The organism is Streptomyces sp. NPDC001634 (genome assembly GCF_040298185.1).
Taxonomy (GTDB): domain Bacteria; phylum Actinomycetota; class Actinomycetes; order Streptomycetales; family Streptomycetaceae; genus Streptomyces.
This window is the reverse complement of the sequence record NZ_JBEOZU010000113.1, coordinates 1-25,949: the sequence shown is the minus strand read 5'-3', so window position 1 is coordinate 25,949 and position 25,949 is coordinate 1. Positions and strand designations below refer to the sequence as shown.

25 protein-coding genes, 1 pseudogene and 2 CRISPR repeat arrays are annotated in these 25,949 nt (G+C 68.7%); of the genes and pseudogenes, 16 read left to right on the top strand and 10 right to left on the bottom strand.

Annotation, left to right across the window (positions count from 1 at the left end):
* Window positions 1–161: 161 nt before the first annotated feature.
* Window positions 162–932: a transposase gene (locus ABT186_RS42350; RefSeq protein WP_351929679.1), complete on the bottom strand. Its 771-nt coding sequence runs from the start codon at window positions 930–932 to the stop codon at window positions 162–164.
* Window positions 933–1,020: 88 nt separating this feature from the next.
* Here ABT186_RS42350 and ABT186_RS42345 point away from each other — a divergent pair, with 88 nt between their 5' ends.
* Window positions 1,021–1,548: a GNAT family N-acetyltransferase gene (locus tag ABT186_RS42345; RefSeq protein ID WP_351929677.1), complete on the top strand. Its 528-nt coding sequence runs from the start codon at window positions 1,021–1,023 to the stop codon at window positions 1,546–1,548.
* 77 nt (window positions 1,549–1,625) lie between these two features.
* Window positions 1,626–2,630: a CRISPR direct-repeat array (repeat unit 29 nt; unit sequence GTCCTCTCTGCGCGAGCGGAGGTGATCCG).
* A gap of 11 nt (window positions 2,631–2,641) precedes the next feature.
* Here the strand turns inward: ABT186_RS42345 and ABT186_RS42340 are convergent.
* Complete coding sequence (locus tag ABT186_RS42340; RefSeq protein WP_351230313.1) at window positions 2,642–4,462, bottom strand: IS481 family transposase; 1,821 nt, start codon at window positions 4,460–4,462, stop codon at window positions 2,642–2,644.
* 161 nt (window positions 4,463–4,623) lie between these two features.
* Window positions 4,624–5,018: direct repeats of the CRISPR family, unit length 29 nt; unit sequence GTCCTCTCTGCGCGAGCGGAGGTGATCCG.
* A 457-nt stretch (window positions 5,019–5,475) separates the two neighbouring features.
* Between ABT186_RS42340 and ABT186_RS42335 the strand changes: the two genes are divergently transcribed.
* Window positions 5,476–5,847 carry a DUF6193 family natural product biosynthesis protein gene (locus ABT186_RS42335; RefSeq protein ID WP_351929675.1) on the top strand — a complete coding sequence of 124 codons (372 nt, stop codon included), beginning with the start codon at window positions 5,476–5,478 and terminating at the stop codon, window positions 5,845–5,847.
* Window positions 5,848–5,855: 8 nt separating this feature from the next.
* Here the strand turns inward: ABT186_RS42335 and ABT186_RS42330 are convergent.
* A protein-coding gene (locus tag ABT186_RS42330; protein WP_351929673.1) for an IS5 family transposase occupies window positions 5,856–6,730 on the bottom strand; the annotation gives its coding sequence in 2 pieces (ribosomal slippage) (window positions 5,856–6,383 and window positions 6,386–6,730; 873 coding nt in all).
* Window positions 6,731–6,783: 53 nt separating this feature from the next.
* Between ABT186_RS42330 and ABT186_RS42325 the strand changes: the two genes are divergently transcribed.
* Window positions 6,784–7,143 carry a DUF3592 domain-containing protein gene (locus ABT186_RS42325; protein WP_351929671.1) on the top strand — a complete coding sequence of 120 codons (360 nt, stop codon included), beginning with the start codon at window positions 6,784–6,786 and terminating at the stop codon, window positions 7,141–7,143.
* Between the two features lie 121 nt (window positions 7,144–7,264).
* Here the strand turns inward: ABT186_RS42325 and ABT186_RS42320 are convergent, their stop codons facing one another.
* Window positions 7,265–7,681 carry a winged helix-turn-helix transcriptional regulator gene (locus ABT186_RS42320; protein ID WP_351929669.1) on the bottom strand — a complete coding sequence of 139 codons (417 nt, stop codon included), beginning with the start codon at window positions 7,679–7,681 and terminating at the stop codon, window positions 7,265–7,267.
* Window positions 7,682–7,738: 57 nt separating this feature from the next.
* On the opposite strand from ABT186_RS42320, the gene ABT186_RS42315 reads away from it, so the two are divergent.
* Together ABT186_RS42315 and ABT186_RS42310 are read left to right on the top strand one after the other, a co-directional pair.
* On the top strand, window positions 7,739–8,608 hold the full coding sequence (locus tag ABT186_RS42315; protein WP_351929667.1) for an alpha/beta fold hydrolase: 870 nt from the start codon (window positions 7,739–7,741) through the stop codon (window positions 8,606–8,608).
* Between the two features lie 70 nt (window positions 8,609–8,678).
* Entirely contained in the window at window positions 8,679–9,599 is a 921-nt protein-coding gene (locus tag ABT186_RS42310; protein ID WP_351929665.1) for an alpha/beta hydrolase, read from the top strand.
* A gap of 690 nt (window positions 9,600–10,289) precedes the next feature.
* Here ABT186_RS42310 and ABT186_RS42305 read toward each other — a convergent pair.
* On the bottom strand, window positions 10,290–11,054 hold the full coding sequence (locus tag ABT186_RS42305; RefSeq protein WP_351929664.1) for a hypothetical protein: 765 nt from the start codon (window positions 11,052–11,054) through the stop codon (window positions 10,290–10,292).
* A 172-nt stretch (window positions 11,055–11,226) separates the two neighbouring features.
* On the opposite strand from ABT186_RS42305, the gene ABT186_RS42300 reads away from it, so the two are divergent.
* From ABT186_RS42300 to ABT186_RS42290, 3 genes are all read left to right on the top strand, one after another.
* On the top strand, window positions 11,227–12,636 hold the full coding sequence (locus ABT186_RS42300; protein WP_351929662.1) for an IS701 family transposase: 1,410 nt from the start codon (window positions 11,227–11,229) through the stop codon (window positions 12,634–12,636).
* Between the two features lie 360 nt (window positions 12,637–12,996).
* On the top strand, window positions 12,997–13,473 hold the full coding sequence (locus tag ABT186_RS42295; protein WP_351929660.1) for a hypothetical protein: 477 nt from the start codon (window positions 12,997–12,999) through the stop codon (window positions 13,471–13,473).
* Window positions 13,430–13,702: a TIGR02391 family protein gene (locus tag ABT186_RS42290; RefSeq protein ID WP_351929683.1), complete on the top strand. Its 273-nt coding sequence runs from the start codon at window positions 13,430–13,432 to the stop codon at window positions 13,700–13,702. The genes ABT186_RS42295 and ABT186_RS42290 overlap by 44 nt, the downstream gene beginning before the upstream one ends.
* Window positions 13,703–14,227: 525 nt before the next feature.
* On the opposite strand, the gene ABT186_RS42285 is transcribed toward ABT186_RS42290, so the two are convergent.
* Together ABT186_RS42285 and ABT186_RS42280 are read right to left on the bottom strand one after the other, a co-directional pair.
* A complete protein-coding gene (locus ABT186_RS42285; RefSeq protein WP_351929658.1) occupies window positions 14,228–14,869 on the bottom strand; it encodes a maleylpyruvate isomerase N-terminal domain-containing protein in 642 nt (213 codons plus the stop codon).
* A 180-nt stretch (window positions 14,870–15,049) separates the two neighbouring features.
* Complete coding sequence (locus ABT186_RS42280) at window positions 15,050–15,976, bottom strand: dihydrodipicolinate synthase family protein (RefSeq protein WP_351929656.1); 927 nt, start codon at window positions 15,974–15,976, stop codon at window positions 15,050–15,052.
* A gap of 71 nt (window positions 15,977–16,047) precedes the next feature.
* Between ABT186_RS42280 and ABT186_RS42275 the strand changes: the two genes are divergently transcribed.
* Window positions 16,048–16,968 carry a LysR family transcriptional regulator gene (locus ABT186_RS42275; RefSeq protein WP_351929654.1) on the top strand — a complete coding sequence of 307 codons (921 nt, stop codon included), beginning with the start codon at window positions 16,048–16,050 and terminating at the stop codon, window positions 16,966–16,968.
* A gap of 646 nt (window positions 16,969–17,614) precedes the next feature.
* A complete protein-coding gene (locus ABT186_RS42270; protein WP_351929652.1) occupies window positions 17,615–18,190 on the top strand; it encodes a hypothetical protein in 576 nt (191 codons plus the stop codon).
* Window positions 18,191–18,776: 586 nt separating this feature from the next.
* Here ABT186_RS42270 and ligA read toward each other — a convergent pair.
* On the bottom strand, window positions 18,777–20,864 hold the full coding sequence (gene ligA, locus ABT186_RS42265) for an NAD-dependent DNA ligase LigA (RefSeq protein ID WP_351929650.1): 2,088 nt from the start codon (window positions 20,862–20,864) through the stop codon (window positions 18,777–18,779).
* Between the two features lie 347 nt (window positions 20,865–21,211).
* Window positions 21,212–22,129: an NADP-dependent oxidoreductase gene (locus tag ABT186_RS42260; protein ID WP_351929681.1), complete on the bottom strand. Its 918-nt coding sequence runs from the start codon at window positions 22,127–22,129 to the stop codon at window positions 21,212–21,214.
* A gap of 328 nt (window positions 22,130–22,457) precedes the next feature.
* Between ABT186_RS42260 and ABT186_RS42255 the strand changes: the two genes are divergently transcribed.
* The 6 genes from ABT186_RS42255 to ABT186_RS42230 all read left to right on the top strand — a co-directional run bounded on the left by ABT186_RS42255 (window position 22,458) and on the right by ABT186_RS42230 (window position 25,606).
* Entirely contained in the window at window positions 22,458–22,706 is a 249-nt protein-coding gene (locus ABT186_RS42255) for an antitoxin MazE7 (protein WP_311701466.1), read from the top strand.
* 3 nt (window positions 22,707–22,709) lie between these two features.
* Window positions 22,710–23,093, top strand: a complete 384-nt coding sequence (locus ABT186_RS42250) for a toxin Doc (RefSeq protein ID WP_351929648.1) — start codon at window positions 22,710–22,712, stop codon at window positions 23,091–23,093.
* A 139-nt stretch (window positions 23,094–23,232) separates the two neighbouring features.
* Window positions 23,233–23,466, top strand: coding sequence for a hypothetical protein (locus tag ABT186_RS42245; protein WP_351929646.1), 234 nt, complete (start codon window positions 23,233–23,235; stop codon window positions 23,464–23,466).
* A gap of 75 nt (window positions 23,467–23,541) precedes the next feature.
* The gene (locus tag ABT186_RS42240) at window positions 23,542–24,273 is read left to right on the top strand and encodes a prepilin peptidase (protein WP_351929644.1); all 732 of its coding nucleotides are present in this window, start codon (window positions 23,542–23,544) and stop codon (window positions 24,271–24,273) included.
* A 128-nt stretch (window positions 24,274–24,401) separates the two neighbouring features.
* Complete coding sequence (locus tag ABT186_RS42235) at window positions 24,402–25,340, top strand: hypothetical protein (protein WP_351929642.1); 939 nt, start codon at window positions 24,402–24,404, stop codon at window positions 25,338–25,340.
* Window positions 25,301–25,606 (top strand): hypothetical protein, encoded by a 306-nt coding sequence (locus ABT186_RS42230; RefSeq protein ID WP_351929640.1) that lies wholly within the window; start codon window positions 25,301–25,303, stop codon window positions 25,604–25,606. Before ABT186_RS42235 ends, ABT186_RS42230 begins: the two co-directional genes overlap by 40 nt.
* Window positions 25,607–25,637: 31 nt before the next feature.
* Here the strand turns inward: ABT186_RS42230 and ABT186_RS42225 are convergent.
* Window positions 25,638–25,949: pseudogene (locus ABT186_RS42225) on the bottom strand (Twin-arginine translocation pathway signal); the annotation flags it as partial.

Here is a 25,949-nt window from a genome sequence, read left to right as displayed (position 1 = left end):
GTGCTGGACCGGCATCTGCACCACCTGCCATCAACCCCTGCCCAGCAAGACACACACGACGGCAAGATCAAGACAGACCTAACGGAGTCCTACTAAGGGTTGTCCCGTAAATGATCTTTGAGTTGCCTCGGGCATGGTGGGCTGCCGTACCGGCCGTCCGCCTATCCGGCGAGGGCGAGGTTGTGCATGCGGGCGATGCCGAGCATGGCGTGGTGGACGCCGTCGCCTTTGAGGCGGCAGTCGCGGAGGATCTTCCAGGTCTTCATGCGGGCGAAGACGTGCTCCACGCGCGCTCGAACTTGCTTGTGGGTCTTGTTGTGTTCCGCTTTCCAGTCCGGGAGTTCGGTCTGGCCGCGCTCACGGCGGTGCGGGATGACGAGTCCGGTGCCCGGGTATCCGCCGTCGGCGATCGTGGTGGTCTTGCCGACGGCGGCCTTGGCGCCGGACTCCTCCCACGCCTTGCAGTCGTTGCGGTTCCCGGCGAGCGGCCGGCCGACCACGACGACCAGGCGGGTGTCGGCGTCGATGACGACCTGGTGGTTGGTGGAGTACCGGTAATTCTTCGACCGCTCGGCGATGGTGTGATCCCGGGTGGGGACCAGGGTGCCGTCCACGATGAGTACGGTGTCCTTGGCGAACCGCTTGCGGGGCCGAAGGGCGAGCATCGGCCCGAGGTGGTCGATGATCCGGTCCGCCGCCGATTTCGACACCCCGAACAGCGGCGCGAGCTGCCGCATCGTCAGATTCGTCCGCCAGTAGGCCGCGACCAGCAAGGCCCGGTCCTCCAGCGGCAGGCTCCACGGCCGACCCTTGCGGACCGCGTCCGCACCCTCACGCCGCAGAACCGCCACCAGCTTCCCGAAGGCACGCGGGCTCAGACCGGTGAACGGGGCTATCCAGGTCGGCTCCGACGCCGTGATCACAGCAGTCACACGGAGATCATCTCCTGGCCCGGGAGGTCCGCGTGATGTCGCGCAGAATTCGATGGTGCGGCACGGCTCTGGCGTCAAGAATCACCGGATGCATGCAGTGAAGCTGTCCGACGGGATCATCACTCTGTCCCCTCTGCGCCTGGACGATGTGGAGGCGCACCTCGCGGGGGAGGACGAGCTACTCGTTCGCTGGCTCAACGGCGGTCCCGGCACGTGGGAGGGCACCGAAGCGTACTTCCGGCACTGCCGGGAGCAGTGGGACACCGCCGGGCCGCTCCGCGCGTTCGGCATCCGGATGGGTGCCGACGAGGTGCTCGCGGGCACGATCGACTTGCGGTTCGCAGGAGAAGGTCTGGCGCCCGGCCAGGTGAATGTCGCCTACGGCCTCTATCCGTCCTGGCGGGGGCGTGGCCTGGCGACCCGCGCGGTCCTGTTGGCGTCCCAGTACGCGGCGAGTGAAGGCGGGGCGGAGGCAGTCATCCAGGTGGAGCCGGAGAATCCCGCATCTGCCGCAGTCGCGCAGCGGGCAGGGTTCACCCCCGGCAAGCCGACGCACAGCAAGGACGGCACACGCTTCGACTGGTACACACGGGACCTGCACGCCGCCGCCCGGTGACGACCAACAGTTACGGGACAGCCCTTAGCCCCGGCAAAGAACCTGCAAAGCGCCTGAAGGGGCCCAGGTCAGCAAGAGTCCTCTCTGCGCGAGCGGAGGTGATCCGATCATGAACCACGTCGACATTGGGCAGCGCCAGTCCTCTCTGCGCGAGCGGAGGTGATCCCAAGCTCCAGACCATGAAGGCCAGAGCGAAGCCGTCCTCTCTGCGCGAGCGGAGGTGATCCGTCGGGGGAGCGTCCCGGGGTCGTCTCCAACGCGTCCTCTCTGCGCGAGCGGAGGTGATCCGCCGTGCAGGCGCAGGCCGCGGGCGTGGAAGGTGTCCTCTCTGCGCGAGCGGAGGTGATCCGGCCACCCGGGAACGAGCCCGGCGCACCTACGCGTCCTCTCTGCGCGAGCGGAGGTGATCCGTCCATGAAGAACACAGGAGGGAAGCCCGATGTGTCCTCTCTGCGCGAGCGGAGGTGATCCGCGGTTCGCGAACGTCCGCCGCATGCCCTCTTAGTCCTCTCTGCGCGAGCGGAGGTGATCCGAAGCGCGTAGCCGTCATCGTCGGCATGGACTTGTCCTCTCTGCGCGAGCGGAGGTGATCCGCGCCCGATGACGTGCCGGCACCACGATTAGGGGTCCTCTCTGCGCGAGCGGAGGTGATCCGACGCTGACAGAGCTCGGCGCCACGGACGGCCCGTCCTCTCTGCGCGAGCGGAGGTGATCCGCAGGGCACGGGCTCTACATGGCCACCCTCACGGTCCTCTCTGCGCGAGCGGAGGTGATCCGACGTACTCCGGCATGGACGAGGAAGAACTCGCGTCCTCTCTGCGCGAGCGGAGGTGATCCGCCGCAGCCGACTTCAAGACCGCCGTCACCGGGGTCCTCTCTGCGCGAGCGGAGGTGATCCGGCGCCCGAGCGGCCGGCGCGATGCTGGACGAAGTCCTCTCTGCGCGAGCGGAGGTGATCCGCCCGGTCCGCTCGGCAAGGGTGTGCACGTTGAGTCCTCTCCGCGCGAGCGGAGGTGATCCGCCGACGACCGCGTCCTGCATGCCCTGGATCTGGTCCTCTCTGCGCGAGCGGAGGTGATCTCGGTGTGAGGTCTCAGGACTTCATTGACGGTTTGTCGTCAGGAGATCCTTGACGGTCCTTCTGGGTGCCCATGCCTTTGACGTAGAGCCTGGTGATCGGCCCGAGGTTCTTGCGGGGCCTGACAGCGAGTTCGTCCTCCCCGTGCAGGATCCGGTAGTGGGTGTCCTCGATGACGACGGTGACGATCTTTCCCGCATGCCGCGGGCCGAGCTTGATGAACTGGCCGTTGATCATGAAGCGGCCGCTCGCATGCACCTTGCGCTGGGCCCGGATAGCGCCAGCAGGCAGAGGCGGAGGCGGCAGCGGGGACGTCGCCGTCCGTGCCCCAGCGATCTGCCCCAGACGGTCGGCCGGAACGGGGCAGGGCCACGTTCCCATCAGGGCGTTGTCGGCGATGGCGTGCATGAGGTGTCCGTCAAGACGGAGGGCGATCGTGCGGCCAGCGAGGGCGAATCCGACCTGGTAGCGGCCACCGGCCAGGCAAACGATCCCGTCGCGATGGACCTTGCGGTCGACCTCGACGGGTTCGCCGGCGGCGAGGATGGCCGTGCCGCTGCGGGCCCTGGGCAGGGCCGGGGGTGCGGGCTCGGGACCGGCCGGACGGGCTCCGTAGCGCATGGTCAGGTAGGCGAGGTCCTCCGGCCGCAGCCGGGACGGGACCGTGGTGACAAGGTGCCCGTCGAGGAGGAAGTGGACGCTGCGGTGGTTCGCCCAGACAGTCAGCGTCCGGCCGGCCAGTGCCTGGTGGATGCCGACTCGCTGCCTGCCCGTCACCAGGGTGATCTCCCCGCTGGGAGGCACCCGCACATCGAACTCGACCGCGGTCCCCTGCTGCGGCAGGACCGGCGGTTCGACGACCTCAATGGACAATTCCGGTTCGGCAACGGCCTGTTCAGGATGTACGTCACCGCCGCGGACTGCAGCATGGGGACGGAAGAGACTGACCGGGGTGGCCATGCTCAGGGCCTGGTGCGGACGCTGGTGGTTGTAGGCGTGCACCCAGCCGTCGATCGCTTCCTGGGCCGCGGCCAGCGACTCGAACGGCACCACGTGATCGAGGAATTCCTCGCGCAGGGTGCGGTGAAAACGTTCGATCTTGCCCGTGGTGGTGGGTGAACGCGGCTTGGTCAGCCGCTGGGTGATGCCGTTCTCCCGGCAGATGCGCTCGAAGAGCACCTCCACCGGCTGGGGGCGGGTATGACGGCCGGTGAACTGCTTGCCGTTGTCGGTCAGGACCTCGAAGGGCACCCCGTAACGGCGCATCGCGGCGGTGAAGGCCGAGCACACCGCGCGGGCACTGGGCACGGCCACGACGGAGGAGATCACGACGAACCGGGAGTGGTCGTCGATGCCGGTGACCATCTTGCACTCCCGGCCGTCGGCCAGCGGCACCCCGCCGACCAGGTCCATCTGCCACAGGTGCATGGGCGCTTCGCGCTGCCACCGGCGGTACTTGCGCGGATGTTGCTGTTCCTGGGTGCGGACCAGGCCGTTGCGGGACAGCACACGATGGACCGTGGCCCGCGAAGGCGCCGACTCCAGCCCGCGGGCGGCCAGTTCGTGGGAGATCCGGCGGGCACCCCAGCGGGGATGCCGGCGACGCAGCTCGCAGATCTCGGCTTCAACCTCTGCAGAGAGGCGCGTGGGACTGTTCCGCGGGCGCCGGGAGCGATCCAACAGACCGGGCATGCCCTCCTGCTCGAACCGCCGCCGCCAGCTGTGCAACGTCTGACGCGAGGTGCCGTACCGGGCCGCGACCTCACCGATCGGGGACCCACCGAGCACCTCGCGGACGGCTCGGTAGCGGTACTCGGCCAACTGCTGAACATCCACGTCACCGACGGAAGCAGCCCTGCAGCATCGGCGGTCGGGGGACGGCAGACGTTCAGCCGAACGTGTCAACCATGTCCAGAGCACAATCGGTCAAGCATCTCCTGAGACCTCACACCGACAGGTGATCCGCCCTTGACAAAATTCCGCCGATCCTCTGTAACGTCCTCTCTGCGCGAGCGGAGGTGATCCGTTCCTCGCGGACGTCGAGACCCTCGGTATCAAGTCCTCTCTGCGCGAGCGGAGGTGATCCGTTCGCGAGGTTCTGCAGGACGATGCCGGTGGTGTCCTCTCTGCGCGAGCGGAGGTGATCCGGCCGAGAAGGCGCGCTCTCAGCAGCGCACCACGTCCTCTCTGCGCGAGCGGAGGTGATCCGAACGCTGGAGCACCGGATGGATCTGGGGCTTGGTCCTCTCTGCGCGAGCGGAGGTGATCCGTCGGCGAGCTGATCGAGGGTGAGCTCGCGGCCGTCCTCTCTGCGCGAGCGGAGGTGATCCGACGCAGGACGAGCTGTGGGCCCTGTCCACGTCGTCCTCTCCGCGCGAGCGGAGGTGATCCGGCGTGAGACCGCACTCCAGCGCATTCCATTGACGCTGGTCAGATGCGGTTCGGAAGTCGGCCTGAGAACGGGCCTGACGCACAACGCCCACGCGGTGGAGGCCCGCCCCGGCCGAGTGCTGGACGTTCTCATGCGCTTCCTGGGGGAGGAACTCCTGCCGCTGCTCAACGGCCCGGAGCGCGAGGCGGCGGCCCGGGACATGGTTCCGGTGATTGAGGGCGTGAGGAACATCAGCTCCTACATCAAGCGGCGCCTGGACCGCCTCCGGGGCGGCGAGCTGAGGGGGCTAGAGAACCTGACCATCCGGTGCCCCGACTGCCAACAGATGACCCTCGTCGCTGAACCGGCACCAGCGGATCCTTGTTGCCGGGGCGTCCAGCCCGTTTGGCCTGGACGTCCCGGCGGTTGGCAGGGCTAGGGTCTGTTGGGAAAGTCGTGGCTGTCGACGGATCAGCTTGTGGCTACCGCCGAGATCTCCGAAGATGTGCCCATGTCCGAAGCCCCTGACATCGCGACCGCCTGGCGCTGGCTCTTGGAACGCAGGTCAGGCACCCGGGGCGCCACGCATGAATCGCTGTCTGTCATCGTTGAGGCCGCCCACGCCGAGCCACGCCTGCGCGGCCTCTATCCTTTCCCGACGCACGGCACGCTGCACTTCCTGCGCAGTGCCCCGCCCTGGAGCGGACCAGATCACGACGACGTTCCGTTCATCGTCTACGGCGGACCGCCGTACCAGGTCTATTCAGCCGGCTACGCCGCCCTCCTGGGCGAGGTTGCGACGCCCGCGGAAGCCACCGCGCTCTTGGTGAACAACTTGCCGCAGAGGTAGTCCCGCTGTCATAGCCACTCATTGAGGACCGCGACCAGCACCGTCGCCTCGTAGCGGACGGCGAGCTTGTCGTATCTCGTGGCCACGGCCCGGTGGCGCTTGAGACGATTGATGCCGCACTCGACGGCATGCCGCTCGCGGTAGTCGGTCTTGTCGAACTTCGGCGGCCGACCACCCCGGGACCCGAGCTTCTGGCGGTTTCGGACACGGTCGGCAGGGACCGGGATGGTCGCCTTGATCCCACGTCTGCGCAGGTAGGCCCTGTTACGGCGAGAGTCGTACGCCTTGTCGGCCCGCACCCGGTCGGGTCTCCGGCGGGGTCGCCCACGCCCCAGCCGTGGGGCCCGGATGGCCTCCAGGACCGGTTCGAACTGCGGGGAGTCACCCCGCTGCCCGGCCGTGATCAGCACCGACAGGGGCTTCTGCCCCTGCTCGACGGCGAGGTGGATCTTCGTGGTCAGCCCGCCTCGGGAACGTCCGAGACCGTGGTCGGCCGGTTCGACGGCAAGGCCACCGGGCGGCTCCTTTTGCAGATCCCCCTTTTCGACGCCCCGGCGGCGTGCTGGTGAGCCCGGCAGACGGTGGAGTCGACGTTCACATCCCACGTGATCAGGCCCTTCGCATCGGCCTGGGCCTGGAGCTGGGCGACGATCCGCGCCCACGTGCCATCGCGCTGCCACCGTCGGAACAGGTCGTAAACCCGGTCCCACGGGCCGTACCGCTCGGGTACATCACGCCAGGGCGCACCAGTTCGGGTCCGCCACCGTATGCCGTCTATCAGCTGCCGCCGAGTCCACACCGGCGGACGGCCCGGCTTGATGCCTTGCGGCAACAACGGCTCCAGCCGAGCCCACTGGCTGTTCGTCAGGTCACCACGCCTCACGAAGCGCGATCATCCACGACCAAGATCCACTTTCGCAACAGACCCTAGCCGTATTGGCGGGCCTGGTGAGTCTGCGGGCCGGCGCCCGGGAGGCACGGCTGCAGATGCGGCTGAGCCGCTACGGGCTGCACGCCGAGGGGGTGGTGGTGGACCAGGAGCACGAGCCCGGGGACGATTATTCGAAGCCTGTCATCGAGTTCACCGACCGGCAGGGCCGGCCCGTCCGGTTCCGGCCCGCCACGACGGGGACGGGGCTGGCCCTCGGAACCCATGTACCGGTCGCCTACCTGCCCGAAAGGCCGAAAAGCGCAAGGGTATTGACCCGGAAGTACCGCCTGTATCCGATCGTCGGCCTGTTCTTCGGAGCCATGCTCTGGCTCGGCGTCGCGGCTGGGTGCGTGCTCACGCGCTGAGCTTGTTCACCCGCCTCGTTCTCACTTACGGATCCACCGTCAGACCCGTCAAGGGACCCATCGGACACGCCCAACGACCTTGCTCATCGCCGGCCTGGCTGGCCGTGGACGAGCCCTGCGCTCAGAGTGAACGGTCGAATGCGTTCTGATCGAGCTGAACCTCGGGCATGTGCGTCTCTGCCCACTCTCGCAACTGTGACAGGGGTTGTGCCAACGACTTTCCACGCACGGTGAGCCCGTAGAACACCCGTGGCGGAACGGAAGGCTCGACCCGGCGGGTGACGAGGCCATCCCGTTCGAGTGACCTCAGGGTCTGCGTCAGCATCTTCTGGGAGATCCCGGTCATGGCTCGCTTGAGTTCGGTGAAACGTAGTTCGCCATCGGTCTGGTCGAGGGTCAGGACGAGCATTGTCGTCCATTTCGTGCCGACCCGGTCGAGCAGCTGCCTGGTGGGGCAGGCCGCATCGAAGAGGTCGCCGCGGTGAGGGGTTACCCCGGGGTGACCAGGGTTCCGGGAAGTGCCTCCTTGAACGTCCACGGTCGGTCTCCTATGTTCGCCTGGTATCTGATAGTAACCGACTGGATGAGATAAACGATGTTGATTGCCTACCTGGCGGATGCCCGAGCGCGGTACATCTCGGTGAACGGCGTCCGCTTCGCGGTCGAGGTGGCGGGTGAGGGACCCGCGGTCCTGCTGCTGCACGGTTTTCCGCACACGCGGGCGATCTGGTCCGAAGTCGCGCCGCTGCTGACGGCGGCCGGGCTTCGTGTCGTCGCGCCGGATCTACGCGGTCTGGGCGACAGCGACCGAGCGGCCGGCGGTTACCTGGCGACCGAGGTCGCCGGGGATCTGGTCGGGGTCCTCGACGCGCTTGACATCGACCGGGCGCACGTCGTCGGCATCGACCTCGGCGCCGCACCGGCGTTCGCGTTGGCCGCGGCCCACGCGCACCGGGTGTCCAGCCTGACGCTGAGTGAGGCGATGATCGGCACTCTGCCCGGCGCCGAATCCTTCACGACGAACGGCGCGCCCTGGTGGTTCGGGCTCCACTCGGCTCCGGGCGGGTTCGCCGAGGACCTGCTGGAGGGACGGGAAGACCACTACATCCGGTTCTTCCTCGACGGCGGAAGCCGCCGCGGGCTCTCGGAGGTGCTGAGCGCCCGGATCGTCGAGGCGTACCGCGGGCGGGAGTCCTTGCGGGCCGCTTTCGAGCATTACCGCGCGATGCCCGCGAACGCGGGCTGGATCTCCTCGTGGGTGACGCAGAACGTGCTCACACTTCCGGTGCTCACGATCGGCGGAGGCGCGGTCGGCGAGGGCACCGCGCGTCAACTCGCTCCGTTTACCGAGAACTTGACGGCCAGGCTGCTGCCCCACGCCGGCCACATCGTTCCGATCGACGAGCCCGAAGAGTTTTCGGCACTGGTAGCGCAGCACGTCAAGTCGACGGAGGCGCGATCATGACGAACAAGCACACCGTCGTCCTCGGCCAACTTCCACACCGCACCGGCCTCGGAACCAGGCAGGTGACAGCATGACTCGTAAGCAACGCGAGCAGGTCCGCGAACTCCGGCGGAACTCGCCGCTCGACCTGGGTGGCGATCTCGACGTCCAACGGCCGCTGTTCGAACAGATCCTCAGCTCGCAGCCGGTACCCGCCGACGCCATCGTCGAGAAGCTCGACCTGGCGGGTGTCGCCGCGCTGTCGGTCACGATCAGCGGTGCGCCGCAACCGGTCGGCACCGCGCTCTACTTCCACGGCGGCGCGTTCGCTCTGGGTTCGGCGGACAGCTCCTTGGGCTTGGTGACCCAGATCGCCCGGCGATCGGGACTGCGGGTCGTCACGGTGGATTACCGGCTCGCGCCGGAACACCCGGCACCGGCCGCCGCGACCGATGCCGCGACGTGTTATGAAGCGCTGCTGGACTCGGGTGTCGTCACCGACGGACTGATCGTGATCGGGGAGTCCGCCGGAGGCGGGGTGGCACTGAGACTGCTCACGTCACTGGTGGCGGGAAACCGGCCCGTACCGGCGGGCGCGGTGTTCCTGTCGCCCTGGATCGACTTGACCCTGTCCGGCGACTCGATGACAACGCGGGCGTCCGTAGACGTCGCGGTGAATCGGGAAGCGCTCGCCCGGCGCGTGCTCGACTACGCCGGCGAAGGTGCTACCGCGGCACGGGAGCACAGCCCGCTGTTCGACGGCCTGCACGGGTTGCCGCCCACTCTCGTGCAGGTCGGAACGCACGAAACACTGCTCGACGACTCCATCCGGCTCGCCTCCCGCCTGGCAGCCGCCGACGTCTCGGTCATCCTCGACATCACTGCGGACGTGCCACACGTCTTCCAGGGCTTCGCGCCGATCCTGGACGAGGGCGCACTGGCGCTCGACCGCGCGGCCCAGTTCGTCCGAACCGCGCTGAAACAACCGGCACGCGATCTTCTGCCCGGCTGAGGAAGCGTTCCCCTGCGCTTCCTCACTCAGAGCGCCGCCCCGGACGCGCAGATGATCATCGTTATCTAGTGCTGTCACGCGTCCTTGCAGTTCAGGCCTAGTAAGGCAAGTTAGGCATGTAGTGAGCCGGGAGGGCTGGCCAGAGCCGTCGGGTGGGCTCGGCACGGTTCGCAGATGGTGGTGCATCAGCATCTCGGACACCGTGGACGGCATCAACGGCCTGCTCCGCGACTACTACGCGAACCATTCCGGCTGACCGTCACCGATCTCCAGGGTCCGCCGACCTGACGGTCGGCGGACCCTCACATGTGCTCATGCTCGTCACCCTCACCACCATCCCATTGCCTCTAGTTCAGAGGACACATCGCGCACTCCAGTGCGGTCGCCGCCGAACATCATGGAAATCGCGGACACCCGGCAGACATTCATGCCCTCGTTTTCCGGGCGAGGCAGTGCCGACTCGGGCGAACGAGAGACTTCGAAAGGAGCACTGTCGTCGTATCCAGGCGTTTCGGATGTCATGGTGCCGACTCCGCGTTGGGTAGTGGAAGCCGGGCCACACGCTAATTCAGAGCTGAGGCAGGCCCCAGGCAACTCGGCATATATGCCTATCAAGCACCCGTTTGGCTCACGGTGAAGCTGCGCCCTGGAGTTGGGGGCCAGGCATGTCGCCTCTTTCGGCATCAGCGGTCAGCGGGTGAAGGCGTCGCGGTTCGCGTCGGCCATGAAACTGCGGTGCCGCTCGTCGTCGGTGCGGCCCCACTTCCCGTTCGAGTAGTACACGAAGTAGCCCGTGGCAGGGTCGCGGAAGTCGATGTTGCAGCCGCCGCGGATGTGATCGCAAAGACAGGTGCACGACTTGTGATCGACTTCCCAGCCCAGCCCGGTCGGCCCGTCACCGAGAAGGCGGACCAGATCGGGGCAGGGCGGGCCGTCGGTGGCCTCCAGCCGGAAGCCGCCCATGGAGCTCCAGGCGTCGGTTGCGTTGATCTCTCCCGGTCCTGCGGTGGCACGGATGCGGCGTAGCAGGGGGGAGAAGATGGGCGCCGGTTTCACGGGGAAGGCGCTGGCTGCGGTGTGGGTCGCTCGTTCGTCCGGGGTCCAGTCCGATTGGTCTTGCAGGAGCTGGTAGTCGTCGCTCAGCAGGTCGGTGACGCGCTCCCACCATCGGGGGTTGAAGCCGGTGAGCAGGATGCGGGCTGGTGTTGCCGGGCGGTACAGGCAGATGCCGCCGCGCTCGCGGCGATAGCGGAGGCCGGCTACACCGGAGACGCGGTTGTGGGGGTCACTGCTGTCGGCCGCGACCGAGCGGGGAAGCAGCATGTCAGCCCAGTACCGGATCACGTACGGCTCGGCCAGCATCCGAATGCCGAGCAGCTCTGGTTCCGGCCGGACGCTGACGATCCCCAGGGGATCCTGCGAAATCCCGCCGATCTTGCAGGCGGCGAGGAACACGGCGGCCTCCAGTTCCGCCTGTTCTGGATGGCGCGCCGCGGGGATGGCCAGCGTTTCTCCTGTGGGGCTGACTACCGGTAGTTTGTTAATTCCGGCGGTGGCGTGGGTTGACGTCAGGTCGGGTTGGTCGTAGGCCGGTGATGGGAGTCAACTGCCTTGCTGGAGGCTGCAGATGACCGCTCGCCGTTCGTGTCCGCCCGCGCCCGGTCCGTTGGAGGAGTACGCGGCCCGGTTCGACGACCTCTTCTTCAGCCTGGCTCAGCGGCGGGGTTTTCGTGAGTACCTGACCGGGCTGCTGGCGCCGCGGGAGCGGAACAAGACGATCACCTGCCTGGCAGGGGCGGAGCCGGTGACCGGCGCGGGGATGCCGGGGGTGCAGCGGCTGCAGTTCTTCCTGTCCGAGTCGCCCTGGGAGGCCGAGCAGGTCAACGACCGGCGGCTTGAACTGCTGCGAGAGCAGCAGGCGACGGCTCCGCACGACGGCGGGGTCATCGTGATCGACGACTCCGGGGACGGCAAGGACGGCACCGCCACCGCGCACGTGGGCCGGCAGTGGCTGGGCCGGTTGGGCAAGACCGACAACGGCATCGTCACAGTGACCACGGTGTGGACCGACGGCCGCGTGTACCACCCGCTGCACGCGACTCCCTACACCCCAGCCCATCACTTCGCCCGTGGCCGGTCCGATCTGGCCTTCCGTACGAAACCGCAGCTGGCCGCCGCTCTCGCGGCCCGCGGAAAGGAGGCGGGCTTCGGCTGCCGGGCCGTGGTCGCCGACTGCGCCTACTCCGTCAGCAACGACTGGTACCTCGCGCTGCGCGAGGCCGGCCTGGCTTACGTGGTGGCGTTCAAGCCGCGCAACGGTGTCTGGGCCCCGGCCGACCAGCCGCACACCCCCGTCCAGGCCGCACACGCCCTGGCCTGGAGGGGTCCCAGTCGTCCCGGCAACTGGACACCCGTTCAGCGTCACTTCCGCGACGGGCACACCGAGACCTGGTGGGCCGCCGATACCCGCCTGGGCGGCTACAGCCCCGACTCACCCTGCCGGCTGGTCGTGGCCACCACCGACCCAGCCCGGCTGCCGGAGAAGGCCACCTGGTACCTGGCCACCAACCTGCCCCACCCCGACGCACCCCACGCCGCCACCAGCCCGCACCCGCCCGCCGACCTCGCCGAGATCGTCCGCCTCTACGGACTGCGGCCGTGGATCGAGCAGAGTTACAAGCAGGTCAACGACGAACTCGGCTGGGCCGACTTCCAAGTCCGCTCCGACCGCGCCATCCGCCGCCACCAGACCCTGGTCAACTGTGCTTTCTCCTTCTGCTGGGACCAGTGGTTCGCCCCACCCGGACCCCTGGATACCAGCGCGCCGGACCCGTGCCCCGACGGCGGGCCCGAGAGGGGGCCCAGGCACACCCCACCAGCCCCAACAGCCTTGCTGGCCCAGGGCCTTACGCGCCATCCGTTCCTGGCTTACCCCCGCCATCACCCTCAACCGGTGGTGGCGAGCCTGGACGGACAAGGACCCACCCTCCGAGCTCCAGGCCCTGATCGACGCGGTCACCACCGGACACGGCATTGATCTCTACTGCCGGATTTAACGAACTACCGGTAGCGAGTGCAGGGATTGATGGGATTCGCCCGTGCAGCGATGGCGGTCCTCGGTGGCGGCCAGAGCTGTCTGGTGGCTCATTGATGCCTGTTCCGCGCTGGCCGGCCCCCGTCGATCAGCGCTGTGTCTGCGTGGTTGTGCGTCCGATGATGCGTGGTGACGCTTCTGGCCGGTCCTCGGCGACGGAGCTTGCGGGGGCTTCATCCGTCGCGCGGCCGGGCGTTCACAGGCCCGCGCTGATCCAAAGACACCACCCCATATCAGGTCAAGTCGACACGACACGGAAAAGCAGACCAAGAGTGTCAGTGCTGCGTCGTAGCGTGTGGCCCCATGCACTTCCAGTACATACCGCCGGTTCCGGCAGAGCAGATCCGGCAGTTGCCCACGCGGGATGTCGCGCTCCTTCTTCTGCGGCACCTCGCCAGCAGCACCGGATATCTGCAGTACGCGGGCACGACAAGTTCGGCGCGGCAGGCATTCCAGGAAGAGCCGGATGCGGACGCGCTCGTGAACCGGCTGTCCGATGCCTGGTGCTGGCTGGAGGCGCAGGCGCTGCTGTCCCGGGAACCCAGCCAGTCCGATGCGTTCCGCCGGATCTCCGCCGACGGCATGGACTTGGTGAAGGACCCGCAGGGCATCACGCGGTTCGAGGCCCGCGAGCGGCTGTCCGGTCCGCTTCACCCGGCCCTGGAAGACACGGTGCGCACCAACTTCGAAGGCGGTCGAGGTCGCCGTCCGCGACGCCTCCGGACTCGACAACTCCCTGGTCGGAGTGAAGCTGATGCGGGAGGCGTTCCGACCTCATGAGAACGGCAAGGCCGGCGGTGCGCTGGCCGACGCTGAAGCCGAGGGCGGGGAGCAGGCGGCCACCACCAACCTGTTCGCCGGCGCCATGGGCGCCTACAAGAACCCCGCCAGTCACCGCACCGTCGATTTCGACGACCCGATCGAGGCAGCAGAGATCATCCAGTTCGCGGACCTGCTGATGCGCCAGGTCGAGCGGGCCAAACGCCGCATCGGCGAGGCAAGCGCGTAGAGGGCGCACACGGTGCGGGGTCAGCGCACGTGGGGAGGCCGGGAGGGACGGCGCGGCCCCGCCCAGGTGACAGCACGCGGACGGGGCCAGGGGGCGGGGGCCTCCGCCTGGGGGAGGAAGAGGATCACCGCGGTCACAGGATGGCACTGGATTCGGCCAGGGGGTTGTGACTGGAATCGGTCGCATGGCGGGGTCAGCCTCGGCATCCCGCCCCAGGCCGTGTGGGGGAGCCATGCCGTCTCGAGTCGCCCCGCGATCCGGGGGCCGCCTGTGGTGGCCACCGGCTTCGCCGACGGCGCGCGTGTGACTGAGCATGCTGTCTGGCCCGGATGGACAACTCCGATGCACAGATTCGGCCCGGCCCTCCAGCCCCAGCGGTCTGGCCAAGTAGGTGCGCAGTCTGCGGTGCGCGTGAGCAGCGGGCGCAGGCCGGGCCCGCAGGCGTCGAGCGCGGGCTCGTCGACGGCGAGGAGGAGCCCCGACCAACCCAGGGCCACCCCAGAACCCGTCTGTAATGCGGTAGCCCTACAACACACGCAGGGCCTGGTCAGCGTCACGCTCACGCCTGGCGAGCGCATGCAACACGGCTTGGTCGCCGTGCCGGTCCCGGGCGGCGGCAACGAGCACATCCACCGCGACGGCGAGCGCAGCATCGGGCACTCGGCATGGCGCGTCGACACTGAGCGCGAGGTCATCGAGGTGCACCACCAGCTCGACGCAACGGGTCTGCAGGTATCCGTCGAGCAACATCTCCTCTCCCGGCCGGTGAAGGACAGCCACCCGCCGATCGGCCGACTCCATGCCCAGCCGCTGCGACAGTCGCACCCATGCTGCCCGGGCCTGCTCAGCCACAACAGCGCGGCCGGCTGCGGCAGTTTCCTCGCTGCGGGCACGCACCCCGACGTTCAGCGCGGAGTCCGGCAACGACGTATCTGCGAGCCGCGCGTAGTACCGCACCGGTGACACCGGTTCTGCGCCGAATACCTGCCCGTCGAGAAACCACTCGACCTGGAGGACGCTACGCGCAAGGTGGCCGGCCAGCCCACCCACTGACATCCCGGGGAGCACGGACTCGGTCTCCCAGCGTCGGGCTACCTGCTCTGTGGCCAGCAGGTTCACCGCCTTCTCGGCAGCCTGCAGGTATGTCTTCCGGATCTCATCAGTCATTTGAGCATCGTCCCAACCCCATCATCACAGTCGCTGACAGGTCCACGTGATGGACCGACCCGCCCGCCTCGGCCGCCTGGAGGGCTCGCCCACGTGGGGCGCGTGGTGGCACGGGAGCGGGCGGGCGCAATCGGCTTGCATCGAAGTCCACCGGGTTCCCCCGGGGACCACGTGCCCATGTCAGGCCGCGGCCTCTTGGTGGGCTTGGTGGGTCCGGGCGGTGGCCAGGTCCGTCGCCCGTCGGACCGAATCGGCGGAGGCGGCCAGCAGCGGCAGCCGGACGGCCGGGCTGGGGATGCGGCCCTGAGCGTGCAACACCCCCTTGATCACGGTCGGGTTCGGCTCGGCGAAGAGCGCGGCGGACAGCCGGGCCAGCTCGGCTCCCAGCCTGCGGGCCGGTCCGGCAGCGTCGCGCTGCCACAGCGAGATCAGCTCGGCGAAGTCAGCGGTGCGGACATTGGCCGACGCCAGGATGCCGCCACGGGCGCCCGCCGCGAGCAGCGGCGAGATGACGGCGTCATCGCCGCCGAGCACCGCGAAGCCCGGTGCCGACGAGCCGAGCAGTTCCATCGCGGCTGCGTCGATCGCGCCGGTCGCGTACTTGACCCCGACGACCTCCGGTAGGTGCCCGAGCGCATTCAGGGTGCTGGTGCTGAGGGCCTGACCGGTGCGGTACGGGATGTCGTAGACGACCAGCGGCAGACCCCCGTGTTCGGCGAGTGCCGTGAAGTGCGCCAGCGTTCCCGCTTCACCGGGCCGGGTGTAGGGCGGCGCGGGAACCAGCGCCGCGGCGACGTCACCGCTCTGAGCGAGCTCCCGCAGTGTCGTGATGGCGGCGGCGGTGTCGTTCGTGCCGACGCCGACGATCAGCGGAGCTCCGTGTGCCCGACAGGCGGCCGAGCAGATACGGACCACGGCCTGCTTCTCCTCCGTGGTCAACGTGGCCGCCTCCGCGGTGGTGCCCAGGGCAACGAGTCCGCGAGCGCCGCCGACTGACAGTGCCTCATTGGCGAGCCAGGCGAGCGCGTCCGGGTCGAGGCGCAGGTCGTCGGTGAACGGGGTCACCAAGGGGACAAACAGGCCGGTGAGGTTTGCTTCGGGCTTCATGCGTCCAGCCTGACCGACACAAACCCAGTAGATCCAGTTCATGTTTCTTCGCTTATGCGTAAGCTAACCTTATGCTCGATGTCCGACGTCTCCACCTGCTGCGCGAACTGGACCGACGCGGCACCATCGCGGCCGTCGCCGAGGCGCTGACCTTCACCGCCTCGGCCGTTTCCCAGCAGCTGAGCGTGCTTGAGCGCGAGGCGGGCGTGCCCCTGCTGGAACGAAGTGGCAGACGGGTGGTGCTCACCCCCGCCGGCCGCACCCTCGTCACCCACGCCGACGCGGTCCTCGAACGCCTCGAAGTGGCGGTCTCCGAGCTGGCCGGGGCACGCGAGGGTATCGGCGGGCCGCTGCGGATCGGGACGTTCCCCTCTGGTGGCCCCGCGATCGTGCCCGCCACCCTGGCCGAACTAGCCCTGCGGCATCCCGCGCTGGAACCGATGGTGCAGGAGATCGACTCGGCGCGAGTCTCCGACGGCCTGCGCGCCGGCGAACTCGACGTGGCCCTCGTCCACGACTACGACTTCGTGCCCGCGTCCCCGGACACCACGGTCGACCAGGTGCCCCTGTTGGAGGAGCCGATGTACCTGGCCACGGGCGGAGCTCCCGCTACCGGTCCTGCCGCCCGCGGCGACACGCTGGCGGAGCTGCTCGGAGCGTGGGCCGCGTCCCCATGGATCACGGCCCGGGACGGTACGACCGGTCACGCGATGGCCGTACGCGCCTGTCAGGCGGCCGGTTTCCAGCCGCGCATCCGCCATCAGGTCAACGACTTCCGTACGGTCCTGGCACTGGCCGCGATCGGGCAAGGTGCCGGATTCGTACCGGAGATAGCCACCGCACATGCCCCCGAGGGCGTGGTCCTGACCCGGCTGCCCCTCTTCCGTCGCTCGAAGGTCGCCTTCCGCGCGGGCGGCGGCACGCACCCGGCGATCGCAGCATTCGTGGTGGCGGCGCGAACAGCGGTGGGCGCCACGGGCGGTGCCTCCTAGCCAGGGACGGAGACCAGAGAAACCTATGCGGTCACAGCAGTAGCCGGCTCCGAGGGACGACTTCCATACTCAGGGCCGCGGCCCGCTGCGGCGACCCTCCGGGGGAACGCGTCCACGTCACCAGCGGATCACGCCGATGGAGCAGAGGAAGGAGAAACAGCAAATCAGCCCAGATCAGCCCCTGCGGGGGCTCCCCTGCCCGCCAACTCGAATGCACAACACGACAAGTCCAGTGCTCATTGGACAGGTCTGGTGCTCAGTCACAGCGCGCTCGAAGACGTGAGCCCCATCTTTTTGGGCACGCCCAGACGAGGACTACCGGCCACGGCTTGACCCTCACGTTGCGTGAGGCTGGAGGGCGGGGAGCATGGGTGAGTTGCATTCAGCGGTCGAAGGGGACGGTGATACCGGCGCTGGCCGGTTCCCTGAGCTTCAGGCATCCGGCCGGAGGAGACGACCCCCGATGGCCGGTGACCGTGCTCTCCGATCGGGTCGAATTGAGGAGTTCGCCCATCGTGCCTGCGTGGCCTGCGGCATTCTCGGGGCCGTGACCGCGGCAGCGTCGCCACTCAGGGACGGTGCCGGGCCGCTCTGCGGCGGACAGGACGAGCCGCGGTCGTCCACGGGATGAAAGGGGCGGAGAACGGTGGGGTGGCGCACGGAGGAGTTCGGGGAGTCCCACGAGGGCATCGCGGGAGCGGTCCTCGCCGACGGCAGTGAGCCGAAGCCGGTGTATCTGGACATCGGCAGCGGGAGCGCGGGGCACTCGACGAGTGAGTGGTGGGCGTACGACGGCCGGCTGGAGCGGCCGAAAGCGGCCGCCCGCCGAGGGGCCTGCGCCTGCGGCTGGCGCGGCCAGAGCTACCCAATCGACTGGGACCAGGTGAACGACGACTCCTTGCACGAGCTGGACGTCACCGGCCCGTACGACGACTGGTTGGAGCACATCCGCGCCGTGGAACGCCAGACGGTGCCGCTGCCGGCCGACCTCACGAAGGCCATGGACCTGTTGGAGGCGCAGCTGACCGCGCTCGCCGAGGAGGCGCCGGCGGCCGCGCTGAAGGCGGTGGCCCGACTGGAACGCCTCGCCGCATTGGCAGGCCGGGAAGCCGCCTACGCTGTGGAGGCCGACGAGTTGTCGCCGGAGACGATCGGCCAGGCCCTCGGACTCAGCGCCGGCAAAGCCCGCTCCCGCCTGACGCACTATCTCCTGCACCGTTGACCCGGTCGGCTGCGGCGTACGTCGAAAAACCTGTGGGATCACTCGGGCAAGGGCCTCTATGGTCTAGGGACCGGGATCGCGTGGTCCCGGCAGGCTGCAGCGCCGTGGCAGAGCGGTCCATTGCAATCGTCGCGCGGAAGGCCCTCCGCGCGACGACAGATGAGGCCGGGCGGGCCCTGCCCTTCCTCGCCGCGGGTTCGAATCCCGTCGGCGTCTGCAGCCGCCCCTTCAAACTTGTTGCGACCCGCGAACACCTGGTGTTCTTCGCGGACCGCAGACTTATGTGTGCCGGTCAACGGTCGGTACGTCACACAGGGCTGCGGGCCGCCGTCAGTGCGCAAGAGCCCCGGCTGGACGGGGAAAACCAGCCGGGGCCGTAAGGCGGTGACGTGCGGAGGGCGGTCGCCTCTCGGCGGATGGCTCCATGGGGCTTCAGCCGGACGATCGTCCCCATGGGCTCTAGGTGAGGCCCGGGGACACTGTCCCCTCCGCGAGCCACGTACAGGTTGAACGGTCAACTGTCTCGGGTTGTTCCCGCACAGCCCCGACTGCCGGTGTGACCTGGGGAACACTCCTTGCGCGAGGCCTAGTTGAGGTAGTCGGCGACCATGGCGGCGAATTCATCCGGGGTGGCCACGCGGATACCGAGATCCTCGGCCTTGGCTCGCTTGGACCCCGCGCCGTCTCCGGCGACGACGAGGGTGGTCTTCTTGGAGACGCTGGAGGAAGAGCGGCCGCCGGCTTGTTCGATGAGCTCGTTCATCTGGTTGCGGCTGAGCTTCTGAAGGGGGCCGGTCATCGTGCCGGTGACGACCATGGCCATCCCGGCCAGCGGTCCGCCCGCACGCTCGGTGTCCTCGTTGTGGCCGCCGGTGTCGCCGTCGGACGAGGTGGGTGGGGTGGCGCCGGGTTCGGTCATGTTCATCCCGGCGGCGGCGAGTTTGTCGATGAGCGGGGCGAGTTCGGCGAGTTCGGCGGCGATCGAGGGGGCCTTCTCGGTGCCGATGCCCTCGACCTGCCGCATTGATTCCGCGTCCGCGGCGCGGATGTTGTCCATGGTGGCGAAGTGCCGGGCAATACGGCGGGACATGGAGCGGCCGGTGCCGCGGACCCCGAGCGCGCACAGCACCCGCGACAGCGGCTGGCCCTTGGCCGCGGCGATGGCGGCGAGGAGGTTGTCGGTGCTGGTTGCACCCATCCGCTCCAGGCCCATCAGCTGCTCACGGGTCAGGGCGAACAGGTCGGCGAGATCGGTGACGAGGCCGGCGTCGACGAGCTGGACGACGCGCGTCGTGCCGAGGCCTTCGATGTCGAGCTGGTCGCAGCCGGCCGCGTAGGACAGGGCGGCCACCAGGTGGCAGTTGCGTCCGTTCTCGCAGCGCCAGCGCTGCTCGCTGGTGTCGATGCCGGCCCCGCAGCGCGGGCACGCCTCGGGGAAGGCGATGGGCTGTTCGTCACCGGTGCGCAGGTGGGCGACGGGGGCTTCGATGCGGGGGATGACGTCACCAGCCCGGTGGACCATGACGTGGTCGCCCAGACGCAGGTCGCGGCGGGTGATGTCGGCCGGGTTGTGGAGGGTGGCGTAGGTGATGGTGGCGCCGTCGATCTCGACCGGTTCCAGGACGGCGCGCGGGGCGATGATGCCGGTGCGGCCGACGTTCCACTCCACCTCGAGTAGCCGGGTGATCTTCTCGACGGCCGGCAGCTTGTAGGCGATCGCCCAACGCGGAGCGCGCGAACCCGATCCTGCCGTCTGCTGGTCGGCGGCCAGGTCGGCCTTGATGACTATCCCGTCGATCCCGAACGGCAGCTCGGCCCGCAGGGCGGCGATCTCCTGCACCCGGGCCAGCACCTGCTCGACGGTGCCGACGGTGATGCCGGGCACCGCGGTGGTGGCGGTGGTGTTGATCCCGAACGTGGCGGCTTGCGCCATCAGCTCGCTGTGCGCGAGTTCGCCCAGCCGCGCAGCGAGCGCCGTCTCGGTACGGGACAGGGGCAGCAGGCCGTAGCCGAAGAACGTCATCGGCACGGTGTAAGCGCGCTCCTTGGCGCGCAGGGTGCCCGTCGCGGCGCCGCGCGGGTTGGCGAAAGGCTGTCCGCCGTGCGCGGTGCGCACCTCGTTGGCATGCTCGAACTGAGCGGTCGTCATCAGGACCTCGCCGCGGACTTCCACGGTGACCGGCTCGGCGAGCTGGTCCGGCAGGCCGTCTATGGTGCCGATCGCGTGCGAGACGTCCTCCCCGGCCGTCCCGTCCCCGCGTGTGATCAGCTGTATCAGGCGACCGCCGGCGTAACGGGCGGCGACCGCGAGCCCGTCCAGCTTCGGCTCGACGCTGAACCGCTCGACGTCGTGGCCGATGCGCCGGGCCAGGGACGCGGTCCAGGCGGTGAACTCCTCCGGCGAGAACACGTTGTCCAGGCTCAGCATCGCCACGGTGTGCGGGACATCGCCCTCCACGGCGCCGCCGGCGACCTTCCCCGTCGGAGAGTCGGGCAGCACCTGATCAGGATGTTCGGCCTCCCACGCGGCAATGCCTCGCACCAGCCTGTCGTAGGCGTCATCGTCCAAGGCCGACGTCCCACCCGCGTAGTAGGCGGCCGACGCCTTCACCGCTTCCTCGACCGCCTGCGCGTAAGCGGCGGCATCCATGATCACAGCTGCAGGTGTTGTCATGCCTGTCATCCTGCCTGCCACCACTGACATTGCCCGATGCCGCGGGACGGAAGAACGGCCGCGAAGAAGACGGGGCGGAGTCCGCGCAGCGCCAAGCCGCACCTCTCAGCGCGAGCAAGCACGCGTAGCACCCTGGACGTGATCTTTCGGTGATGCCCGCGAGCGGGCGCAGCGGCCGTAGGGTCTCGCCGCGTCCGACATGTCGATCTTTTGCGACCTGGGCTTTCTTGGTGTCTCACGGCCGTGTAACCATGATCAGTCTCAAGTCCGTGGCATTTCCTCGTCAGACACCGGGCAGGTCAGCGGTCGTCCAGCCCACCACCTCTGTTGGCCCATTCCCAGGGCGCTCAGGGGCGCACGCGAATGACGGTCTTGCCCTTGCGTCGCTCGGTCGGGTTGAGCGCAGGGACGGCGTCGTCGAGGGTCGCGACGGTTCCGATGTGCGTGCGAAGGCGCCCGTCCCGCACCCGGTCGACGATCTCCACCAGCTGACTCGGAACGGACTCGACGACGAAGTCGACCGCCAAGCCGTCGACAGGGCGAGCCTCAACAGGCCCGACCACCGACACCAGCGTCCCGCCAGGCCGGATGATTCTCGCCGAGCGCCTTTGGATGTCAGCGCCGATGACATCGAAGACCACGTCAACCCCGCCGATGTCGTCGAGATCCTCGCTGGCGAGGTCGAGGAACTCGTTCGCGCCGAAGTCGAGCGCCGCCTGGCGGTCCGCCGCCCGCCCGGTACCGATGACGTAGGCGCCGAACTCCCGGGCGAGCTGCGTAACCACAGACCCGACTGCGCCGGCGGCGCCGTGTGCGAGGACGCTCTGCCCCGCCTGAAGACGACCGTGCTGGAACAGACCTTGCCACGCGGTCAGGCCGGAGATCGGCAGGCTCGCACCCACCGTGAAGTCGACGTTCCCCGGCAGCGGCGCCAGGTTGCGTGCCTCCACGGCCGCGTACTCGGCCAGGGTTCCATCGCGGTGCCAGTCCGTGATCCCGAACACCCGCTGTCCCAGCGAGAGCCCCGTCGTGCCGTAGCCGAGGGAGGTGACCACTCCGGCGAACTCGTGGCCGATGATCGCCTGGGCTCGATCGCGACCGGCGCGATCGACCCACGTCGAGGGCCACTCCCACTCCGCGGGGACGAAGCCCGACGCATGGACTTCAACGACGACGTCGTTGATCGCCGGCGTCGGCTCAGGCCGCTCCGCGAGTGTGATCCCGGCTGCTTCCGCGGCCGGATCCGTCGCGACGATTGCCTTCACTGGTACCTCCGTATATCTCGTGCTCGCCGGCTCTGTGCGCCGCCCAAGCCATGGAGTGGGCTGATTAGCCCACAGAGGAACGGCAACAAGATCCGTCACCACAGACGGATGGACCACTGAAACGCGTCGAGTCCAACCGGAGCTCGACGAGCACCACACACCCAGGGCAGCAACACCCACCCACGCGCTAGTCTCACGGCGATGTCGTATGCGACATCGGTACGACACGGCTCGTGCAATTGCGACATCAGCCGTAAGACCCAACAGCCGAGGAACGTCCACAATCATTAGGTAGCGCGGCGCGTATACCGTGCGGGATACTACGGGTATGGCTGAAACCACTGTCAAGGTCGACACGAGCACCAGGGACACCCTGCAGGGCCTCGCCGCTGCCGAAGGTCTGTCTGTGAAGGCCTACCTGGCCAAGGTGGCTGGGGAGAAGGAGCAGGAGCGGGCGCTGCAGACGGCGACCGCCGCTTTCCGCCGCGTGATCAGCGAGCCCGGCGTCATGGACGCCTTCGATGCCGAGTTCGGCGGGCTGCCGTCCGTCGCGCACGACACCTCGCGGGCGGCCTGACCTGTGCCTCCCATCGTGTACGTCGACTACCGATGGTTCCTCGAGCGCCAGGAGGAGATCCTCCGGGGCGACCTGACCGTCAACGACTTCTCTGTGCTTGTCGGCATGGCCCAGCGCCACCGGGTCGACCCGCCCCGGCACGATCAGCACCATCCCGATGCCTTCTGGCGGGCTGCGGTCATGCTGGAGGAATGCGTGCTGCTGCGCTCACTCCCGGCCCGCAATGAGGTGTACGGATATGGCGTCGCCATCGCCTACCTCGAGGCCTCCGGAGAACGCGTGGACACGAAGTTCGAGCTCTGGCGGGAACTGATCTACGACATCCGGGGCCTGCGGCTGGACTCGTACGGCATCGCCGAGAGGCTGCGTTCCTGGCGCCAGGCCTGACCCTGACCGGCGCTGCGTATTCCACGGGAGAATCGACGGTTGATCGCTCGGCGGACTGGGCCACGTGCTGCGCGGCAGCGCAGCACGCCGAGGTAGCCGAGCCCAACTCTGGCGACGTTGCCCGGCTACCGTGGCGGACATGGTCAGGGAACTTCGCATTGAGGTCGCTGAGGAACACTACGAGCAGCTTGTGCTCCAGGCGCGCGAGCGGAACGAGGATCCGACGGTGTACGCCGGACGCGTCCTGGCTCAGGAGCTCGACAGGGCTCGCTTCCTCGAAGGCAGCGCTCTCTTCCTCAGCACGCCCGGTATCCGCGAGGAGTTCGCCAGCCGGTTCGGCCCGCAGCCCGGCGCGGCCGCGTCCGCGGCGTAGGGCGGGCAACAACGTAGTGGATCTCTTGGTGGTGCCGTCCTAGCCCGGCACCGGCGAGACCCTAAGCTCCGTCCGGTGGAGAGGTTGCTGATCATCACGGCTGCCGCCTTGTGGGGCTGCGACGCGGGCGTACTCATATCCCGTCCCGCGTACCGGTTCTCCGTGCCGCCCGAGGAGCCCTGGCGATCGGCGTGCCCGGCCGGCCATCCCCTCACCGGAATCGGCAACGGCTGGCTGGGGCGTGCTCGCTGCGCCGCCGGGCATGCCTGCGGGCCGAGCACGTTCTCCGTCGCGTCCGTCACGGCCGTGGTCTGCGCGCTGCTGGCGGCCGTCACCGGGGGCCGCCCCGAGCTGGTGGTTTGGTTGCTGCTCGCCCCGGCCGCCGTGTTGCTCGCCACCGTCGACTTCGCGGCGCACCGGCTGCCGGACGTGCTCACCCTGCCGCTCGCTGCGGCCGCGCTCGCCTTGTTGGGCGTCGCGGCGGTGCTGCCTGGTGCCGACGGCAGTTGGACGTCCGCGCTGCTCGGCTCCCTCGTCTTGGGAGCCTGCTACTTCGTGCTCTTCCTGATCAGCAAGGGTTTCGGGTTCGGTGACGTGAAACTCGCCGTCGTCCTGGGCGCTGTCCTGGGCTGGTACGGCTGGGCGATCGTCTTGGTAGGGACGTTCGCTGGGTACCTGTTCGGCGCGCTCTACGGCATCGGCCTGATGCTCGCGGGCCGGGCCGACCGTACGAGCAGGATCCCGTTCGGCCCGTTCCTGCTCGCCGGGACGCTGGCCGGTGTGCTCCTGGGCTCCCACGCCTCCTGATCCCCGGACTCCTGGAGCCAAGGGGCCGCTGGATCGGGTGCTTTGTGCTGATGGTGCGCAGCGCGGGCTTCGTGCTGACTAGCCTGGGATCGCGCCGTCGGAGGCGGCTGCACGGTGAGAGGAAGTCGATGACCGAGCAGGCAACCAGGTCTTCTGCCAAGGCGGATCCCAGCACCTTGACGTTGGAGTTCCGGCATGTCCACCGGCTTCTCGATCCCGCCGCGGAGGGCGTGCAGACCTGGCAGATCTCCCTCCTCGCCGAGGACGAGACGGTGGCCCGGGTGCGTGCGACGCGCGGCCTGTACTGGAAGGCCCACAACCTCCACGAGCGCATCGCCGACGAGCAGTCCTTCCCCGCGGTGGTGGCGGAACAACTCTTCGACACCGAAGGCCAGTTCACCCCGGAGTACGAGAACTTCGTCGACCTGCCGGGCAACGTCCTCGTGGTCGACGACCTCCACGTTGCCGCGCCCTGGGATGACCCCTGGATCGTTGCCGGGCTGACCTCCAGCATCATCGACCGGCTGACCGACAACCAGTACGCGGTGGTCCTTCCCCGTGTCTCCGGCGACACGGAGACGGCCCTCCTCACGGAGGCCGCCGTCCTGCTGAGCGCCGAACCGTTCTCCAACGAACTGCTGATTATCGACACGTCGCTCGCCGCCCCCGAAGAGGCCGCGCACCGTGTCCGCGAGCAACTGCGCTCCCGCGCCCGCTACGGCGGAGCCGATCCCTTCAGCGAAGACTGGGACGAAGAAGACGACGAAGGGGGGAGGTCCTCACCGCGCGCACGCGAGCGGTGCTGCACCTGGCCCTTCAACAGCTGTCGGACCAGGCGTGGCAGGAGGTGTCCACGCTGGGGGATCAACCGGCCCAGCGGAGCGCCAGCGGCCTCTTCGGCTCGCTGCCGCGGGCGACCTGGAACCAAGACGGTCCCTGGCGGCGGCAGATGGCCCGGGCCTTCGACGACCTGGCCGCCGACTGCTCGTCCAACGCCGAGGTCGAACCGCGCAGCACCGGCGAGGAGATGGCCCTGCACCTCGGCATCGCCCGCGCCCAGGACCTGACGCGCAACCGGCCGCGGCTCGTGCGGGACACGGTGGTCGGCCTGCCCGAAGACCGGGCGGACTTCGACTGGGACGCCTGTTCCGACGTCCTCTTCCAGGACCACGACGTTCTGATGCTGTTCGACCACTCCCTCGACGGCATCGAGCAGCCTGACAACGAGATCCATCAGTCCCTGGGGATGGTCAATCTCGCCCCGCACGACTGGTTTGCCGCCTTCGACCCCGATCAGGCCCGCAACCCCGACCGCGGCTTCCGCCACCCTTGACCGCGGACCACGGCCAGATGTCCGGCGCACCTCACGCCGATGCGGCGCCGGACGCGTCCACAGGAGGCGGCAGGGTGCGCAGGCGTTCACGCAGATCGGCCACGTACTCGGCGGGACGGGCGGCGAGCAGGCCCTCCAACTGCTGTAACCGGGTGCGGGCGGTGGCCCGCAGGCGGCTCGGAGGCATCCGGTCGAGGACGTCCAGGGCGCGCTGAGCGGCGTCGGACGGCTGGTCGGAGGCCTCGGCCTGGGCGAGGACGAGGGTGGCGGCGGCCCATCCGGGGGTGCCAGGTGTGCAGGCGGCCGCGGAGGCCTCGGCGCGGGCGCGGGCCTGGGCGAGCGC